The organism is Pseudomonas sp. KH_040, from assembly GCF_057839305.1.
Window position 1 is genome coordinate 4,685,282 of the sequence record NZ_CM174487.1, and the last position, 17,226, is coordinate 4,702,507.

The window sequence follows — 17,226 nt, forward strand, 5'->3', positions numbered from 1 at the left end:
ATTACTTCTCTTTCTCAATTGACAATCATTATCATTCAACATAATTTGTCGCTCGATGTGTAGGACGGCCTCGTCCCCAGGCGTCCCACTAACCTATTTGGCAGCAAGGTGATTTCCATGACGGAACAAGTATCCACAAGCAAGTGCGATTCACCGCTACTTCAGGCATTCGTCGACAATCGACTGATTCTGGTCAAGATTGCAGCCCGTATTACCGGCTGCCGGTCGCGCGCCGAAGATGTGGTGCAGGATGCGTTTTTCCGACTGCAATCGGCGCCACCAATCACGTCGTCGATCAAGGCGCAACTGAGCTATCTGTTCCAGATCGTGCGCAACCTGGCCATCGATCACTACCGCAAACAGGCGCTTGAGCAGAAGTACTCCGGCCCTGAAGAGGAAGGGCTGAACGTGGTTATTCAAGGTGCTTCGCCGGAAACCTCGCACATCAACTTCTCGACCCTGGAAAACATCGCCGACGCGCTGACCGAACTGCCCAGCCGCACGCGCTATGCATTCGAGATGTACCGCCTGCATGGCGTGCCGCAAAAGGACATCGCCAAGGAGCTCGGCGTTTCGCCAACCCTGGTCAACTTCATGATTCGTGATGCGCTGGTGCACTGCCGCAAGGTCTCGGGCAGCCGTCAGGATGCGGTGATTGCCGGTCGTCGTTAAGACCGCGTCGCCAGATAAAAAAGATCGCAGCCTTCGGCAGCTCTCACATGGAAATGCATTCCTCTGTAGGAGCTGCCGAAGGCTGCGATCTTTTGCTTTTAAATCACCTCAGGCCAATTTGCACCGATCAAAAAACCGCTCACGCCCCAGCATCATCAGCGCCGCGCGCTTGTGCGGAAAGTCGAACTCCTTCTCACAGTGGAAACACTGATTCTGCATGTGGCCGATCATCTTCGCGTTGTCGGCCCGAGGCTCAGCGACCACACGCTGAGTGCGCGGATCATCGAGAAACAGGTAATGCACCAGCGCCGATAGCCAGCTCGCCACTTTGTGCGGGCCGCGGTGATCCTCTTCGCCGACCAGCATGTGAATACCGCGATCGTAATTGTCGGCGTCATAAAACGGCGCAATGCGATCTTCCTTGGCCCAGTAGGCTTCGAAATAGGCAAACGGCTGATCATCGAAACAGCCGATCAAGGTCAGCGTGTGCGGATCGGCATCGAGCTTGCTCAGGTATTCGCGGTGCTTCTCGAGGCTGCCCTCTTCCTGCCAGAAACTGGCAACGCGCGGACTGTTCTGCCAGCGGTTGAAACGCGGCAAATCCTCTTCGATCTCTACCGTGCGCAGGGAAATCCACGCGCCCAGACGGGCATCGAAACGCCGATACACTTCACCGCGCGGCTTCACCGGCCGCAGTGGATGGCGCTTGCCTTGGGTGATGACCATTTGCTGCGGGTAGCTGCCGGTCAGCGATGTGCCGAGCCAAGGTTGCGGCAATTGCCAGAACAGCGCGCGTTCGCAGCGGTATTCACCCGCCACGTCGGTGTTCACCAGCAAGCCACTGAGCAAGGCTTCGGTGGGTGGCTGATCGAGTTGCCAAGTCAATTGCTGGCACGCCGGATCGCGGGCGAACAGCCAGTAACAGGCTGCCCACAACGCCTGCCCGGGCGGCAACGCAAAGCGCTCATCGATCTGGATCGGTCCCTTTGCCTCTCGATCGAGGCGCAAGCGGATCAGCGGTTGCCCGTCCAGGCTCAGGCTCAGACGGCTTTCGGTGGCATCAGCGATCAGTTGGCTGCCCGAAGGCAAGGCCAGGGCAGTCAGGTCATTCAGATTGGACATGGGTCGGGCTCACGATAATCGTCGACAGTTAAATGCTGGAACGTGATCGCGCCCGGAAAATTTAGAGATCCCCACCAACAATCTAACGATGCTGTTTGCTGGCGGGGCTCTCTGAAGCTGACAAACCCCATGTTCTCAAACTAAACAGACCTGACACAGATCCTTTTGATTGCGTAATCGTTTCCGCTGCCACTCGCCGTATGACTGATGATTGCCAACGTGCACTGCGAAGAATCCGCAGTAAACGTGCCCTCCAGTGATTCCCAAGTCATGGCTGGAAAATCCTTGGCTTCAGTGACGGTCTGGGTGCCTGCTGCAAGCGACAGACTCGGCACACTGGAGCTGGTGTTGGTTCGACGAACCTGTAGACCGAACTCATAACGCGTACCGGCTTCAAGGTTCGCGAAGTTTTTTTCCAGAATGATGCCAGCCGATGCGTTGGTGTACGTGCGGTTGTTGAGAACGTAGATGTCCCCGTCCTTGGCGACAACCAGATCTCCGGGGTCGATTGCCGCCGGGCCTTTTGTCCAGCCGTTCCAGGGCGCTTCTTCAGCGTCGGAGAAGGTCGTCAGATCCTCGAAGGGAACTCGCACTTTGAGGCTGATCGGAGGAAACAGCAGTGGGCAATCACAACCCGCGTTATTCAGGGCCAGCTGAAAAATAAGCATCAGTTGACTGTTGTGTTTCAGATCCTGCAGGTCATCCCACGCAATCGTTCTGCGCCAGCCCTCCTCAAATTCCTGCTGCGTCAATGGTTCAGCATCGGCGATGCGCAACATGATTGGCGAACCATCGCTTGTCTGACCACAGGCATGCAGCGTCGTCGGTTGCCCGAGCGCCATAAAGGGCCACCTCGACACTTCGACTGTAATGCCGGTCGAACCATCGGGTTTGTTCAAGGTGAGGACATTCTCGCTGGCTTGCTCTACGAATGGAGCAGGCACACAACGCAGTGAAATCGGGGATGGATTGGACATGGCAAATTCCTTTTTCTCAAGCCGCTCACAAAGAGCGGGTGTGGAAAGGAATCAAAACCTGAAGCCAATACCGCGTCTACTGTCAGATCTGACAGGGTCAGCCAAGTATCCGACCAACGGATGGGCATGACACGCCGTTACTTCGGCACCGGTACCACCGCAATCTTGTAAGGCTCGAAAATTTTCAGCATTTCACCGTTGTCGCGCAGCCCCTTAAGCAGCTTGCCAAACGCCGCACCGGTAATCGGCGCCGTCGGGCGAAGAATCGCGTAGTGGTGATAGACCTGATCGATACGTTGTGACACCAGCAACTCGTCGCGCACCTTTTCGTTACGCAGCAGATAATCGAACAGATAGGAACGGGTCACCAAGGCGATATCGGCGCGACTACGAAGGACCATCAGCAGATTGCTGTCGTGGGAATAGGTCAGCGTGGCCTTGTAATTCTGTGCAAGAAATTTGGGGTCGGCGTTGAAGTTGGCGAATTCGTAGTGATAACCGCTGAACAGCGCGAGGCGCTTGCCGGTGAGGTCGGCAAAATAGTTCTGCTGACGACCGTCTTCGCGTTGCGCGACGAAAATCTCCGCATCCTCGAGGCCCATGTCGACATCCGTGTGCGGAATGTCTTTCCAGCCCCAATCAGGATTCTCGAAAATCGCCATGTCGATCCGGCCCTGCTTGAAATCACCGAAACGCCGGGGAATCGAGGTCGGCACGAGGACGAACTGATAGTCGCTTTGCAAACGATTGAGGGCCTCGACCAGTTGCGGCAGGAGGCCTGTGTCGGCACCGTTCTCCGGGCGAATGGTGTAAGGCGGAAAATGCGCCGCGCCGACCCGAACCAGTTGCGCTGCCTGAGCGGGCAAAACCCAAAATGCAGCCAGCGCTGCGAGCATCAAACCCGCGGCCGTCCGAATTGGCGAAGACTTCAAAACACCCCACTCCCCGAAAAAATACCGATCAATGCATTCAAGCTAGGCGGTTTCGCCAAGTTAGCCAGTTTCCCGGCCGGATAGAAAGTGCTTCAGCGCGCTTCAAGGACCAGAATCAACGCCTCGTCGGCCAACTGATCGAGGCTCAAACTGCCGCCGGCACGGAACCATGTGGTCGTCCACGACAGTGCGCCGGTGAGGAAACGTCGGGTAATAAATACATCGCCACGAATAAATCCGGCGTCTTTGGCTTCACCCAGCACTTGCAGCCAGATGTCTTCGTAAACATCGCGCAACGCCAGCACTTTGGCCTGGCCCTCTTCGGACAGCGAGCGCCATTCGTAGACCAGCACCGCCATGGCTTCACCGCTGCCGCCCATGATCGACTGCAATTCGCAGCGGATCAGCGCCAGCACGCGCTCGCGCACATCAGCCGCATCGGCGAGTGCAGCACGCATCAACGCAGTGTTGTAGCGGATGGTTTCTTCCATCACCGCGCGGAGGATTTCATCCTTGCTTTTGAAGTGATGAAAAATGCTTCCCGACTGAATACCGACGGCGCCGGCCAGATCGCGCACTGTGGTGCGTTCATAGCCTTTGTTACGGAACAGGTGAGCGGCCACTTGCAGCAATTTGCCACGGGCGCTGTCGGGGTCGGTCAATTGGCCCTCGTCGACCAAATCACGCATGACCCTCAGGGCTTTTTGCTCGTCCACCCGCTCTCTCCTACAGTCGATCAGTCTGTTGCCCCCTGAAACCGCAGGGTTGCGCGCAATTTAAGCCGCCAGCGGCAACCAAGCAAGCGCTTGGGCAGAAGATAGTTTCAACTGTTTACAAACCAAGCGCTTGCTTGGTAGCCTCCAGACACTTCTGTCGCAGGTTGCTGAGTCGGAGATAAAAATGCCCACCACCGTTCGCATCGGATGCGCCAGTGCATTCTGGGGAGATACGTCCACCGCCGCCGCGCAGTTGGTGGAGGGCGGCAAGCTGGACTATCTGGTGTTCGACTACCTCGCCGAGATCACCATGTCGATCATGGCCGGCGCACGCATGAAGGATCCGCAGGCGGGGTTCGCCGGCGACTTCATCGAAGTGCTCACGCCTCTGTTGCCGCAGTTGGCCGAGCAGAACATCCGCGTCATCAGCAATGCCGGCGGGGTCAATCCACAAGCCTGCGCCGCCGCCCTGCAAGCGGCCTGCGACAAGGCCGGCGTCCTGCTGAAAATCGCCGTGTTACTCGGCGATGACCTGCAACCACAATTCAAACAACTCAGCGGCATCACCGAGATGTTCAGCGGCGCCCCGCTGCCGCCGATATGCGTATCGACCAACGCCTACCTCGGCGCGCCGGGCATTGTCGAAGCCTTGCGCCTGGGCGCCGACATCGTCATCACCGGGCGCGTGGTCGACAGCGCCGTGGTCAGTGCGGCGCTGGTGCATGAATTCGGCTGGTCGTGGCACGACTACGACAAACTCGCCCAGGCCGCGCTGGCCGGGCACATCATCGAATGCGGCGCGCAATGCACCGGCGGCAATTTCACCGATTGGCGCGAGGTGCCGGATTACGAGCACATCGGTTTCCCTATCGTCGAAGTCAGCGCCGACGGCCAATTCATCGTCAGCAAGCCTGAAGGCACTGGCGGCCTGGTCACACCACTGACCGTTGGCGAGCAGATGCTGTATGAAATCGGCGATCCGCAGGCGTATCTGTTGCCTGACGTGGTCTGCGATTTCACTCAGGTCAAACTTCAGCAACAAGGCAAAAACCTCGTTCATGTCCACGGCGCCAAAGGCCTGCCGCCGCCGGATAAATACAAGGTCAGCGCCACCTATCCGGATGGCTTTCGCTGTACCACCAGTTGCCTGATCGCCGGCATCGATGCGGTGGATAAGGCACGACGCGTCAGTCAGGCGATCATCGATAAGACTTCGGAAATGTTCAGCCAGCGCGGCTGGGCGCCCTACAGCGAAATCAACATCGAACTGCTCGGCAGCGAAGCCACCTACGGCCCTCATGGCCAGCGCCGCGACAGCCGTGAAGTGGTGATCAAACTCGCCGTGCGCCACCCGCTGAAACAGGCACTGGTGCTGTTCTCCCGGGAAATCGCCCAGGCCGCCACCGGCATGGCACCGGGGCTGACCGGCATCGTCGGCGGACGGCCAACGGTGTATCCGTTGATCCGTCTGTTCTCCTTTCTGATCGAGAAAAGCGCTTGCTCGCTGCACATCGACATGGCCGGTGAACACTATCCATGCACCCTGCCCTCACTAGGCGCGCTCGACAGCGAGAATTTACCTCTGCCCCATCAGCCGCCCAAACCACAGGGCCGCGCCGATGCCAGTGTGGCCTTGGTGAAACTGGCCGTGGCGCGCTCCGGTGACAAAGGCAATCACAGCAACATCGGCGTCATGCCGCGCAAACCCGAGTACCTAGCGTGGATCGCCGAAGCACTGACCACAGCCGTTATCGTCGACTGGATGAGCCACGTGCTCGACCCGATCCACGGCCGGGTCGAGCGCTGGTATCTGCCCGGCACCCACAGTTTGAATTTTCTTTTGGAAAACGCGCTTGGCGGTGGTGGCGTGGCCAGTCTGCGCATCGACCCGCAAGGCAAAGCCTTCGCCCAGCAACTGTTGGAAATCCAGATCCCGGTGCCACAGAGCATCGCCGAACAGCTCGACTAGAGGAGGGTTTGCATGGCTTACGCGTCGATTTTCAACGCCGATCTGTTCAGCGGCCAGACCATCATCGTTACCGGCGGCGGCAGCGGCATCGGTCGCTGCACCGCGCATGAACTGGCAGCGCTCGGGGCCAATGTGCTGCTGGTCGGGCGCAAGCCGGAGAAGCTCGAAAAAGTCGCCACCGAAATCGCCGAGGACGGTGGCCGCGCATCCTGGAAGGCCTGCGATATACGCGATGAAGAAGCGGTGAAGCAATTGGTGAAAGAACTGATTGCCGAACACGGGCCGATCCATGGTCTGGTCAACAATGCCGGCGGCCAGTACCCGTCGCCCTTGGCCTCGATCAATCAGAAAGGTTTCGAAACCGTGTTGCGCACCAATCTGGTCGGCGGTTTCCTGATGGCTCGCGAAGTGTTCAACCAGTCGATGAGCAAACACGGCGGCAATATCGTCAACATGCTCGCCGACATGTGGGGTGGCATGCCCGGCATGGGCCACTCCGGCGCGGCGCGTTCGGGCATGGACAACTTCACCAAAACCGCCGCGTTCGAATGGGGTCATGCCGGCGTGCGGGTCAACGCGGTGGCGCCGGGCTGGATCGCCTCCAGCGGCATGGACACTTACGAAGGCGCGTTCAAAGCGGTGATTCCAACCCTGCGTGAACATGTACCGCTCAAGCGCATCGGCACCGAATCGGAAGTCAGCGCCGCCATCGTGTTTCTACTCAGCCCCGCGGCGGCCTTCATCAGTGGCAGCACGTTGAAAATCGACGGCGCGGCCAGCCTCGGCAGCCGCGCATGGCCACTGCACAAGGCCACTCACAGCGAGTCATTCAACGGCTTTCACCGGGCCTACTTGCCCGATGTGCTGAAGGACAAGGAGTAGCTCATGCCGCAGATCCAGTCCCAACTCGATCCGCACAGCGAAGCGTTCGCCCGCAACCGTGCGGCCATGCTTACGGCCATCGAACAAGTGCAGCAACTCGAACAGAACCTGCTGAACAAAGCCGCCGAAGCCAAAGCGAAATTCGACAAGCGCGGGCAACTGCTGCCCCGCGAGCGCCTGAACCTGTTGCTTGATCCCGGTGCGCCATTCCTCGAACTGGCCAGCCTCGCCGGCTACAAATTGCATGACGACAAGGATGGCAGTTCGGCCGGTGGCGGGCTGATCGCCGGTATCGGTTACGTCTGCGGCATCCGCGCGATGATCGTGGCGAACAACAGCGCGATCAAGGGCGGCACGATCTCGCCCAGCGGCCTGAAAAAATCCCTGCGCCTGCAACAGATCGCTCAGGAAAACAAACTGCCGGTGATCACCCTCGCCGAGAGCGGTGGCGCCAACCTCAATTACGCCGCCGAGATTTTCGTCGAAGGCGCGCGCAGTTTTGCCAATCAGGCGCGGATGTCGGCAATGGGCTTGCCGCAGATCACTGTGGTGCACGGCTCGGCGACGGCGGGCGGCGCCTATCAGCCGGGGCTGTCGGATTACGTGGTGGTGGTGCGCGGCAAGGCCAAGCTGTTTTTGGCCGGCCCGCCGTTGCTCAGAGCCGCCACCGGCGAAGTCGCCACCGATGAAGAACTGGGTGGTGCCGAGATGCACGCGCAAGTCGCTGGCACGGCTGAATACCTCGCGGAAAACGATGCCGATGGCGTGCGTCAGGTGCGTGAAATCCTCAGTATGCTGCCATGGAACGAGCAGCTGCCGTGGCTGCCGGAGCCGCAATACAAAGAGCCGCTTTACCCGATCGATGAATTGCTCGGGCTGATCCCCGATGATCCGAAAAAGCCTTACGACGTGCGCGAAATCATCGCGCGCATCGCCGATGAATCCTGCTTCGTCGAATTCAAGGGCGAGTTCGATCAGCAAACCATCTGCGGCCAATTGAAGATTCAGGGCCGCGCCTGCGGGTTCATTGGCAACAACGGCCCGATCACCCCGAACGGTGCAAGCAAAGCGGCGCAGTTCATCCAGTTGTGCGACCAGAGCCAGACCCCGCTGCTGTTTTTCCACAACACCACCGGCTTCATGGTCGGCACCGAATCCGAGCAACAAGGCGTGATCAAACACGGCTCGAAACTGATTCAAGCGGTGGCCAATGCAAGGGTGCCTAAACTGACCATCGTCGTCGGCGGTTCCTACGGTGCCGGCAACTATGCGATGTGCGGCCGCGGCCTCGACCCGCGCTTCATCTTCGCCTGGCCGAACAGCCGCACGGCGGTGATGGGCGGTGCGCAGGCCGGCAAGGTGTTGCGCATCGTTACCGAAGCCAAACAGCTCAAGGACGGCTTGACGCCGGACCCGAAGATGCTCGACATGCTCGAACAGGTCACCGCGCAGAAACTCGACAGCCAGTCCACCGCGCTTTATGGCAGCGCCAACCTGTGGGACGACGGGCTGATCGATCCGCGCGACACGCGCACCCTGCTCGGTTATTTGCTCGATATCTGCCACGAAGCCGACATTCGCACGTTGCAACCCAACAGCTTCGGCGTCAGCCGGTTCTGACCGCCACGGATCTTACGGAGAACAATAACAATGATCTTCACCCCGGAACACGAAGCCCTGCGCCGTACCGTCCGCCAGTTCGTCGAGCACGAGATCAATCCACACGTCGATGAATGGGAAAAGGCCGGACGCTTTCCCATTCACGAAATTTTCCGCAAGGCCGGCGACCTCGGTTTGCTCGGTATTTCCAAGCCGGAAAAATTCGGCGGCATGGGCCTCGACTACAGCTATTCGATTGTCACTGCCGAAGAGTTCGGCACCATTCACTGCGGCGGCATTCCGATGTCGATCGGCGTGCAGACCGACATGTGCACCCCCGCCCTCGCCCGCTTCGGCTCTGATGAACTGCGCGAAGAGTTCCTGCGTCCGGCGATCACTGGTGAGCAGGTCGGCTGCATCGGTGTCTCTGAAGTCGGCGCCGGCTCCGACGTCGCCGGGCTGAAAACCACCGCGCGCAAGGACGGCGACGACTATGTGATCAACGGCAGCAAAATGTGGATCACCAACTCGCCGAGCGCCGATTTCATCTGCCTGCTGGCCAACACTTCGGACGACAAACCGCACATCAACAAGTCGCTGATCATGGTGCCGATGAACACGCCGGGGATCAGCCTCAGTTCGCACCTCGACAAACTCGGCATGCGCAGTTCGGAAACCGCACAGGTGTTTTTCGACAACGTACGCGTGCCCCAGCGCAATCGCATCGGCCATGAAGGCGCCGGGTTCATGATGCAGATGCTGCAGTTTCAGGAAGAACGTCTGTTCGGTGCGGCGAACATGATCAAGGGCCTGGAATATTGCGTCGACAGCACCATCGAGTACTGCAAGGAGCGCAAGACCTTCGGCAATGCGCTGATCGACAACCAGGTCATTCACTTCCGCCTCGCCGAATTGCAGACCGAAATCGAATGCCTGCGCGCGCTGGTCTATCAGGCGACCGAGCAATACGTGAAAGGTCAGGATGTGACACGGCTGGCGTCGATGGCCAAGCTCAAGGCCGGGCGCCTCGGCCGCGAAGTCAGCGACAGCTGTCTGCAATATTGGGGCGGCATGGGCTTCATGTGGGACAACCCGGTGGCCCGCGCCTACCGCGATGTGCGGCTGGTATCGATTGGCGGCGGCGCCGACGAAATCATGCTGGGGATCATCTGCAAACTGATGGGCATCCTGCCGGGGAAAAAGAAATGAGCAACCTGCCGCAATGTCAGACGCTGTTGCTGGAACTGCATGGCGGCGTGCTGCACATCACCCTCAATCGGCCGGACAGTCGCAATGCGATGAGCCTGCAGATGGTCAGCGAACTGCGCGCGGTGCTGGCGGCTGTGTGCGATGACCGCGCTGTTCGGGCACTGGTGCTCAGCGGGGCCGATGGGCATTTCTGTGCCGGCGGCGATATCAAGGACATGGCCAATGCACGCGCTCAGGGCGCCGAGGCTTACCGCGATTTGAATCGCGCGTTCGGTGCCTTGCTGGAGGAAGCACAGCACGCGCCGCAAGTGCTGATCACGGTGCTGCAAGGCGCGGTGCTTGGCGGCGGTTTCGGGCTGGCGTGTGTCAGTGATATCGCGATTGCCGACCATCAGGCGCAATTCGGCCTGCCGGAAACCAGCCTCGGCTTGCTGCCGGCGCAGATTGCGCCGTTTGTTGTGCAACGTATCGGCCTGACCGAAACCCGAAGATTGGCGCTGACGGCGGCGCGTTTCGATGGGCATCAGGCACGGCGTCTGGGGCTGGTGCACTTTGTCGAGCAGGATGCCCAAGCGCTGGCCGAGCGACTCGATGAAGTGTTGCAGCATGTGCTGTGTTGCGCGCCCGAGGCGAATGCGATGACCAAGAAATTGTTATTGGCGAGTGCCGGTCAGCCGTCTAGCGAATTGCTCGATGAGGCCGCGCAGTGGTTTAGCGAAGCAGTGACTGGCGACGAAGGGATCGAGGGCACCATGGCTTTTGTGCAAAAGCGGAAACCGCGGTGGGCGACCTAAAAGCATCGCTGGCAAGCCAGCGATGAGGCCAGCACATGCAATGCAACTTTCCAAGGAAATATCCCATGCCTGCATTCCACAAAATCCTGATCGCCAACCGCGGTGAAATCGCCTGCCGCATCCAGCGCACCGCGCAAGCCCTCGGCTATCGCACCGTCGCCGTCTTCAGCGATGCCGACGCCGATGCCCTGCACGTGAAAATGGCCGATCAAGCCGTACACATCGGCCCCGCCCCCGTGCAGCAGTCCTACCTGAACACCCAGGCCATCCTCGACGCCGCCCGCCGCAGCGGCGCCGACGCCATCCACCCCGGCTACGGCTTCCTCTCGGAGAACGCCGAATTTGCCCGCGCCTGCAAACAGGCCGGGCTGATCTTCATTGGTCCCAGCGCCGAAGCCATCGAACTGATGGGCAGCAAACGCCGCTCAAAAATCGCCATGCTCGAAGCCGGCGTACCGTGCATCGGCGGTTATCAGGGCGCTGAACAGGATGACGCAACGTTGCTGCGCGAGGCCGAACGCATCGGTTTTCCACTGATGATAAAGGCCAGCGCCGGCGGTGGCGGACGCGGCATGCGTCAGGTGCACGACGCCGCTGATTTGCCAGCGCAACTGCGTACCGCGCGCTCCGAAGCATTGAACGGTTTCGGTAGCGACGAATTGATCCTCGAACAGGCGTTGATCGAACCACGGCACGTCGAAGTGCAACTGTTCGGCGACCAACACGGCAACCTGATCTACCTTGGCGAGCGCGACTGTTCGATTCAGCGTCGCCACCAGAAAGTCATCGAAGAAGCACCTTGCCCGGTGATGACCGCTGAGCTGCGTCAAGCCATGGGTGAAGCGGCGCTCAAGGCTGGCCGCTCGGTGAATTACGTCGGTGCTGGCACGGTGGAATTCTTGCTCGATGCGCGTGGGCAGTTTTACTTTCTGGAGATGAACACGCGTTTGCAAGTGGAACACCCGGTGACTGAATTGATCACCGGACTGGATCTGGTGGCGTGGCAAATATTGGTTGCCGAAGGTCAGCCGTTGCCGCTGACCCAGGACCAGATCCTGCTCAACGGACATGCCATGGAAGTGCGGCTTTACGCCGAAGATCCCGCGCAAGACTTCCTCCCGCAAACCGGTCGAGTAGAGGCCTGGGAGCCGGCGCTGCAACACGGCGCGCGAATCGATCATGGCTTGCTTGAAGGGCAAGCGGTCAGCCCGTTCTACGACCCGATGCTCGGCAAACTGATCGCCCACGGCGCCACCCGCGAAGAGGCCCGGCGCAAACTGTTGCGCGCGGTGCAAGACACGGTGCTGCTCGGGGTGCAAAGCAATCAGCGCCTGCTCGTCAGCCTGTTGCAACATCCGCAGTTCATCAGTGGCGAATTCAGTACCGCGTTTATTGCCCGGCACTTCAGCGAACACCCTTGTTTGCACCGTTACATTGCGGATGCCGAGGAACTGGCGATTGCGGCGATGCTGTTCTATCAAGCAAGCGCCCTCGCCCACCGCGCACCACTCACCGGCTGGCGCAACAACGCCAGTGTGCCGCTGCATTATCGACTCGGGCTTGATGATCAGAACTGGACAGTGCAACTGCTCGCTCAAGCGCAAGGCGCCTTCACCGTGCAGGTTGCCGAGCGCGCGCTCGAGTTAAAACTCATCGACCAGGACACGCAGTCGCTGACACTGGAAATCGACGGTTTGCGCCAGCGTCACGCGTATCGACTGGATAGCGGGCACCTCTGGCTGTTCAGCCATCCCGGCAGTCTGCGCCTGGAGGATCGAACTCATGCCGTGATCGACAGTCAGACCAGCGTCAGCTCCGGCACCTTGAAAGCACCGATGGACGGCGCCATCGTCGACGTTTTGGTCAGCGAAGGCAGCCCGGTCAGCAAAGGTCAACTGCTGGTGGTACTGGAGGCAATGAAAATGGAGCACCCGCTCAAGGCCGGCATCGACGGCGTGCTCAAGCGGGTGCAGGTCAAGGTCGGCGATCAGGTAAAAAATCGTCAGGTTCTGTTGCAGGTCGAGTAGTCGCCCACACACGCATGCGGGTTTTGACTACGCTCTGAGTTATCAGAACGCGGAAATCAGGAACCCTGCGATGCCTCACTGGCTGGTCATAGATCTGGAAGCCACCACCGATGAGGGTGGCTGGCCGGTCACCGAAATGGAAATTATCGAGATCGGCGCCACACTGGTCGATCGTGCCGGGCGCGAGCAGGATCACTTCCAGCGCTTCGTCAAACCGACGCGGCGCCCGTTGCTCACACCTTTTTGTCGTGAACTGACGCACATCACCCAGGCCAATATCGACACGGCGCAGCCGTTGACCGAAGTCTGGCCGGCGTTCGAACGCTGGCTCGCGCAGCATCAGACGCGCCTCGAAGGCTGGGCCAGCTGGGGCGATTACGACCGCAAGCAGTTGTTGCAGGAATGGCAGCGTCTGCAAATCGACAGTGGGTTGAGCAAGGTGCCGCACATGAACCTCAAACAACGCTTCGCCAAGGCCCGACGCCTGGAGCGGCCGTTGGGCCTCAATGGTGCGCTGCAACTGGCTGGCATGCAGTTCAGTGGTCAGCAGCATCGGGCGCTGGAGGATGCGCGCAACACCGCACGGTTGTTGCCACTGGTCTTGCCACTCTAGGGTCAATTCGAGAACTCACCAGACAGAAGCCGGGCAGGTGACGGCGCGAAAAGCCTTGTGCATACTGGCCGCCTCCATTTTTTAACCCTTTTCGAGGAATCGCCCATGTTTAAAGTCAACGAGTACTTCGACGGCACCGTCAAGTCGATCGCCTTTGGCACCGCTGAAGGTCCGGCGACCATCGGCGTCATGGCCCCGGGCGAATACGAGTTCGGCACCGCTCAGCGTGAAATCATGCATGTGGTGTCCGGCGCATTGACCGTCAAACTACCCGACAGCAGCGACTGGGAAACCTTCGCCGCCGGCAGCCAGTTCAACGTTCCGGCCAACAGCAAGTTCCAGCTCAAGGTCGCGGTCGACACCGCTTACCTGTGCGAATACCGCGGCTAAAGCAACGGTTTCACCGCACCAACAAAAATGCCCGTGTCCAAGGACACGGGCATTTTTCGTTGCAGTGACGGACTACTCGAGAATCTCCACCGGCATGCCGACTTCGAGTCGACCATTGCTGTCATTCACCAGATTCTGCCCGAACATCGCACCATCGGCTTGAGCGCGATATTTCTGCAAGGTTGCCAGCGGCTCGCGATCGGCACTGCGCTCACCGGTTTGCGGGTCGATGGTGGTGAGAATGCAGCGCGAACACGGCTTGACCACACGGAACTCGACTTCGCCAATGCGTATGCGCTTCCAGCCATCTTCGGCATACGCCTCGCTGCCTTCGATCACCAGGTTAGGCCGAAAACGCAGCATTTCCAGCGGTCGTCCGACCTTTTGCGATAGATCCTGCAGGGATGCCTCACCAATCAACAGCAGAGGAAATCCATCGGCGAACGCGACCTGATCCTCATCGTTGCCATAGCCCGCCTGGGTGGTGCGAGCGCGATCCAGCGGCACCTGCACCAGCCGGGTCGGCTTGCCGATGAAATCGCTGACCCAGCGCGCGGCCTCATCACCGGCATCCGGCACGCGCAAGGTGTCGCGCCAGATCGTCACACCGCGCAGTTCGGCGTCGTTGCCCGGCAAGACGATTTCGATGGAGGACTGTTCAGGTGCGCTCAGGGTCAGACCGCCCTGCGCATTCCACAGGGCCGACAACTGACTCATCTTCGCTTCGGCGCGCTGGGTCAGAAAGCGGCCGCTGGCTTCGTCCACGAGCATCCAGCGTCGGTCGCCATCAAGCCCCAGCTTGTCGAGGTCGACACTTTTTAGCACATCGACTTTGCCGGATTTCAACGGGTAACGATAAAGCGCGCTCAGACGCAGCATGGCCAGCTCCCTGGAGGATAAAAACGCCACCCTATACGAGCTTGATCAGGAATCAAAGAGCAATGACTGCAGGAGTGAGCCTGCTCGCGATAGCGGTGTGTCAGGTAATGATTCGGGGCTGACACACCGCTTCCGCGAGCAGGCTCACTCCTACAATGGGTGTGTGATCAGGCCGGGACTTCGTCGAGCATCAGACGCTGGCGCACCACGTCGACCAGCTTGTCCGGCTGGAACTTGGAGAGGAAGTTGTCGCAACCGACCTTCTTCACCATCGAGTCGTTGAAACTGCCGGACAGCGAGGTGTGCAGCACCACGTACAAGCCACGCAGACGCGGGTCATTGCGAATTTCGGTGGTCAAGCGATAACCGTCCATTTCCGGCATTTCCGCATCGGTGAAGATCATCAGCAGTTTGTCGGTCATGTTCACGCCAGTATCGGCCCAGGCCTTGAGCATGTTCAGGGCTTTCAGACCATCGCTGGCAATGTGCATCTTCACGCCGAGCTGGCCGAGGGTGTCGCGCAATTGCGAGAGGGCCACGTTGGAGTCGTCCACCAGCAGTACTTCACGGCCACGGGCGCGCTCGAGCACCGGATCATCGAGTTTTTCACGCGAGACCTTGGCGTTGTAAGGGACGATTTCGGCGAGGACTTTCTCGACGTCGATGATTTCCACCAGTTGATCGTCGACCTTGCTGATCGCAGTCAGATAGTGCTGACGCCCGGCGCTGGTCGGCGGCGGCAGAATGGCTTCCCAGTTCATGTTGACGATGCGGTCCACACCGCCCACAAGGAATGCCTGCACCGAACGGTTGTACTCGGTGACGATGATGGTGCTGTTTGGGCCTGGCACCAATGGACGCATGCCGATTGCCTGCGACAGATCAATCACTGGCAAGGTCTGACCGCGCAGATTGACCACCCCGCACACAAACGGATGACGCTGCGGCATCAAAGTCAGTTTCGGCAGTTGCAGCACTTCCTGGACCTTGAACACGTTAATCGCGAACAACTGGCGCCCGGCCAGTCGAAACATGAGAATTTCCAGGCGATTCTCACCCACCAGTTGCGTGCGTTGGTCTACCGTGTCGAGAATGCCGGCCATCAATGACTCCTGGGCTTGTTCTGATGAATTCACTATGTGAGGTTATCGGCGGCAAATGGCAGTTCTTGATTGCCAAACCCGACCCGTCAAAAATGCCATGATCAGGCATTGATGTCACATTAACATCATGCTTTACTGGCCCGGTGATTTTCATCTGCTACATTCTCTGCGGCGCGACCTCGGTTTGCACCGTAGGTTCCCGTGTCTAAGGGATTCCCCTAGTAACAATCAGGCCCAACCTGATATTCGCAATATCCAATAGCCATTAATGTGACGCCATTCTCATTGCATGAACGGAGTCAGGCTATTGTGTGCGATCGCAGTTCAGTGGAAACAACCCCTCTGGAACCCCTCAGCCAGTGCACCTGCACGTCTGGGCGCGATCTCCCGACGATTCATGATCGTCGCCACACACGGCATTCCCTCATGAGACATGACGTGGTGGAGATAAGCATGCCAATGGACCGCAAAGAGTGGGTACAACGCTTCCCCGAATTCCTTGTCGAGGCCGAACAACTCTTGGCCAAGTCCGAAGAATGCCTCAGCCATCTGCAACTGATCAGCAATGACAAGGACGCTATCGAGTGCATGCTCAATACCCTCCTGAAACTCGCACGCAGGGCTGAAGCCCTGGCGCTGGAGGCAATTTCCGAGTTCTCTCTGCATATTTACAGCCTGCTCAACCTGACCCAGGATCGCGTCGACCTTCACGAAGAGGCCCTGGTCGCGTTGCAGGATTGCTTCACGTTGATGGCCTGGCAGCTTGAACTGGTCGATCAACAGACCGGGCAACTGAGTCTGGATGAAAGTGAACAGACTTCGCTGATCGAAGCTTTCGCATTCCAGGTTGGTCAAAGCCAGCTCAAGCCGCCACTGACGGGCAAACGTTTGCCTCAATTGCCCTACTCGGGACAAGCCTGATCAACACGCTGTATCCACGCAGGCGCTTGCAGCGAAACGTTGAGTGTCGTAATTGAATACTTCATACCTGCCAGCGACAAAATCGAATTAAATAATCACCGACGACAGACACCCATGTTTTCTGCCGACCTCAGGGTTTACCTGTGTGTTAAGAAGCACAACTTCAGGTAACACCTACATCTATCGAACTCAATAAATCGACTTTTTCCATTATGGAACTTGCGTCCAAAACACGTATTTCCTGACTCAATGGACATATATAGCGAGCGCGACCAACGGTATCTTAAGTGGTATTATGCCGCCCATTAGTTGCTTTCAAATTAATGGCACAGTGATTTCAGCGACCGCTGTCCACTGAAGTTGGCGGTCAATACATTCACTGGACCGCGTTGAAACCAATAACATAATTGACAGCATTTTC

At 58.8% G+C, this 17,226-nt stretch carries 16 protein-coding genes; 10 read left to right on the plus strand and 6 right to left on the minus strand.

All coding sequences use genetic code 11. The features are described 5' to 3' along the window. Positions 1 to 117: 117 nt before the first annotated feature. Complete coding sequence (locus AC3IUF_RS20760) at positions 118 to 672, plus strand: RNA polymerase factor sigma-70 (protein ID WP_007908696.1); 555 nt, start codon at positions 118 to 120, stop codon at positions 670 to 672. Between the two features lie 108 nt (positions 673 to 780). Here AC3IUF_RS20760 and AC3IUF_RS20765 read toward each other — a convergent pair whose 3' ends face one another. The 4 genes from AC3IUF_RS20765 to AC3IUF_RS20780 form a co-directional block, all read right to left on the minus strand. After that, complete coding sequence (locus AC3IUF_RS20765; protein WP_489279182.1) at positions 781 to 1,794, minus strand: GNAT family N-acetyltransferase; 1,014 nt, start codon at positions 1,792 to 1,794, stop codon at positions 781 to 783. 140 nt (positions 1,795 to 1,934) lie between these two features. Further along, the gene (locus tag AC3IUF_RS20770; protein WP_414894808.1) at positions 1,935 to 2,771 is read right to left on the minus strand and encodes a carbohydrate binding domain-containing protein; all 837 of its coding nucleotides are present in this window, start codon (positions 2,769 to 2,771) and stop codon (positions 1,935 to 1,937) included. A 137-nt stretch (positions 2,772 to 2,908) separates the two neighbouring features. Further along, positions 2,909 to 3,703, minus strand: a complete 795-nt coding sequence (locus AC3IUF_RS20775; protein ID WP_007908693.1) for a substrate-binding periplasmic protein — start codon at positions 3,701 to 3,703, stop codon at positions 2,909 to 2,911. A 92-nt stretch (positions 3,704 to 3,795) separates the two neighbouring features. Continuing rightward, positions 3,796 to 4,419, minus strand: a complete 624-nt coding sequence (locus AC3IUF_RS20780; RefSeq protein ID WP_007908692.1) for a TetR/AcrR family transcriptional regulator — start codon at positions 4,417 to 4,419, stop codon at positions 3,796 to 3,798. Positions 4,420 to 4,603: 184 nt separating this feature from the next. On the opposite strand from AC3IUF_RS20780, the gene AC3IUF_RS20785 reads away from it, so the two are divergent. The 8 genes from AC3IUF_RS20785 to ppnP all read left to right on the plus strand — a co-directional run bounded on the left by AC3IUF_RS20785 (position 4,604) and on the right by ppnP (position 13,902). Then, positions 4,604 to 6,388: an acyclic terpene utilization AtuA family protein gene (locus AC3IUF_RS20785; protein WP_489279184.1), complete on the plus strand. Its 1,785-nt coding sequence runs from the start codon at positions 4,604 to 4,606 to the stop codon at positions 6,386 to 6,388. Positions 6,389 to 6,400: 12 nt separating this feature from the next. Then, entirely contained in the window at positions 6,401 to 7,270 is an 870-nt protein-coding gene (locus AC3IUF_RS20790; protein WP_007908689.1) for an SDR family oxidoreductase, read from the plus strand. A 3-nt stretch (positions 7,271 to 7,273) separates the two neighbouring features. Beyond that, positions 7,274 to 8,890, plus strand: a complete 1,617-nt coding sequence (atuC, locus tag AC3IUF_RS20795) for a geranyl-CoA carboxylase subunit beta (RefSeq protein ID WP_489279186.1) — start codon at positions 7,274 to 7,276, stop codon at positions 8,888 to 8,890. Positions 8,891 to 8,920: 30 nt separating this feature from the next. After that, positions 8,921 to 10,078, plus strand: coding sequence for a citronellyl-CoA dehydrogenase (gene atuD / locus AC3IUF_RS20800; RefSeq protein WP_489279188.1), 1,158 nt, complete (start codon positions 8,921 to 8,923; stop codon positions 10,076 to 10,078). Then, on the plus strand, positions 10,075 to 10,872 hold the full coding sequence (locus tag AC3IUF_RS20805; RefSeq protein WP_095113044.1) for an enoyl-CoA hydratase/isomerase family protein: 798 nt from the start codon (positions 10,075 to 10,077) through the stop codon (positions 10,870 to 10,872). The genes atuD and AC3IUF_RS20805 overlap by 4 nt, the downstream gene beginning before the upstream one ends. A gap of 65 nt (positions 10,873 to 10,937) precedes the next feature. After that, on the plus strand, positions 10,938 to 12,899 hold the full coding sequence (locus AC3IUF_RS20810) for an acetyl/propionyl/methylcrotonyl-CoA carboxylase subunit alpha (RefSeq protein ID WP_095113043.1): 1,962 nt from the start codon (positions 10,938 to 10,940) through the stop codon (positions 12,897 to 12,899). A gap of 70 nt (positions 12,900 to 12,969) precedes the next feature. Then, complete coding sequence (locus tag AC3IUF_RS20815) at positions 12,970 to 13,512, plus strand: 3'-5' exonuclease (protein WP_007908678.1); 543 nt, start codon at positions 12,970 to 12,972, stop codon at positions 13,510 to 13,512. Positions 13,513 to 13,617: 105 nt separating this feature from the next. Further along, positions 13,618 to 13,902 carry a pyrimidine/purine nucleoside phosphorylase gene (ppnP, locus tag AC3IUF_RS20820; RefSeq protein ID WP_003226701.1) on the plus strand — a complete coding sequence of 95 codons (285 nt, stop codon included), beginning with the start codon at positions 13,618 to 13,620 and terminating at the stop codon, positions 13,900 to 13,902. A 72-nt stretch (positions 13,903 to 13,974) separates the two neighbouring features. Here ppnP and AC3IUF_RS20825 read toward each other — a convergent pair whose 3' ends face one another. Both AC3IUF_RS20825 and AC3IUF_RS20830 read right to left on the minus strand, forming a co-directional pair. After that, complete coding sequence (locus AC3IUF_RS20825) at positions 13,975 to 14,781, minus strand: MOSC domain-containing protein (RefSeq protein ID WP_489279191.1); 807 nt, start codon at positions 14,779 to 14,781, stop codon at positions 13,975 to 13,977. A 167-nt stretch (positions 14,782 to 14,948) separates the two neighbouring features. Continuing rightward, a complete protein-coding gene (locus AC3IUF_RS20830; RefSeq protein ID WP_064391361.1) occupies positions 14,949 to 15,884 on the minus strand; it encodes a chemotaxis protein CheV in 936 nt (311 codons plus the stop codon). Positions 15,885 to 16,337: 453 nt separating this feature from the next. Between AC3IUF_RS20830 and AC3IUF_RS20835 the strand changes: the two genes are divergently transcribed. Further along, positions 16,338 to 16,805, plus strand: coding sequence for a hypothetical protein (locus AC3IUF_RS20835; protein WP_007908675.1), 468 nt, complete (start codon positions 16,338 to 16,340; stop codon positions 16,803 to 16,805). Positions 16,806 to 17,226: the final 421 nt, after the last annotated feature.

Excerpts from the sequence above, each read along its gene's own strand:
- AC3IUF_RS20760 (WP_007908696.1), top strand. The coding sequence starts at position 118 with ATGACGGAACAAGTATCCACAAGCAAGTGCGATTCACCGCTACTTCAG.
- AC3IUF_RS20765 (WP_489279182.1), bottom strand. The coding sequence starts at position 1,794 with ATGTCCAATCTGAATGACCTGACTGCCCTGGCCTTGCCTTCGGGCAGC.
- AC3IUF_RS20770 (WP_414894808.1), bottom strand. The coding sequence starts at position 2,771 with ATGTCCAATCCATCCCCGATTTCACTGCGTTGTGTGCCTGCTCCATTC.
- AC3IUF_RS20785 (WP_489279184.1), top strand. The coding sequence starts at position 4,604 with ATGCCCACCACCGTTCGCATCGGATGCGCCAGTGCATTCTGGGGAGAT.
- AC3IUF_RS20790 (WP_007908689.1), top strand. The coding sequence starts at position 6,401 with ATGGCTTACGCGTCGATTTTCAACGCCGATCTGTTCAGCGGCCAGACC.
- atuC (WP_489279186.1), top strand. The coding sequence starts at position 7,274 with ATGCCGCAGATCCAGTCCCAACTCGATCCGCACAGCGAAGCGTTCGCC.
- atuD (WP_489279188.1), top strand. The coding sequence starts at position 8,921 with ATGATCTTCACCCCGGAACACGAAGCCCTGCGCCGTACCGTCCGCCAG.
- AC3IUF_RS20805 (WP_095113044.1), top strand. The coding sequence starts at position 10,075 with ATGAGCAACCTGCCGCAATGTCAGACGCTGTTGCTGGAACTGCATGGC.
- AC3IUF_RS20810 (WP_095113043.1), top strand. The coding sequence starts at position 10,938 with ATGCCTGCATTCCACAAAATCCTGATCGCCAACCGCGGTGAAATCGCC.
- AC3IUF_RS20815 (WP_007908678.1), top strand. The coding sequence starts at position 12,970 with ATGCCTCACTGGCTGGTCATAGATCTGGAAGCCACCACCGATGAGGGT.
- ppnP (WP_003226701.1), top strand. The coding sequence starts at position 13,618 with ATGTTTAAAGTCAACGAGTACTTCGACGGCACCGTCAAGTCGATCGCC.
- AC3IUF_RS20825 (WP_489279191.1), bottom strand. The coding sequence starts at position 14,781 with ATGCTGCGTCTGAGCGCGCTTTATCGTTACCCGTTGAAATCCGGCAAA.
- AC3IUF_RS20830 (WP_064391361.1), bottom strand. The coding sequence starts at position 15,884 with ATGGCCGGCATTCTCGACACGGTAGACCAACGCACGCAACTGGTGGGT.
- AC3IUF_RS20835 (WP_007908675.1), top strand. The coding sequence starts at position 16,338 with ATGCCAATGGACCGCAAAGAGTGGGTACAACGCTTCCCCGAATTCCTT.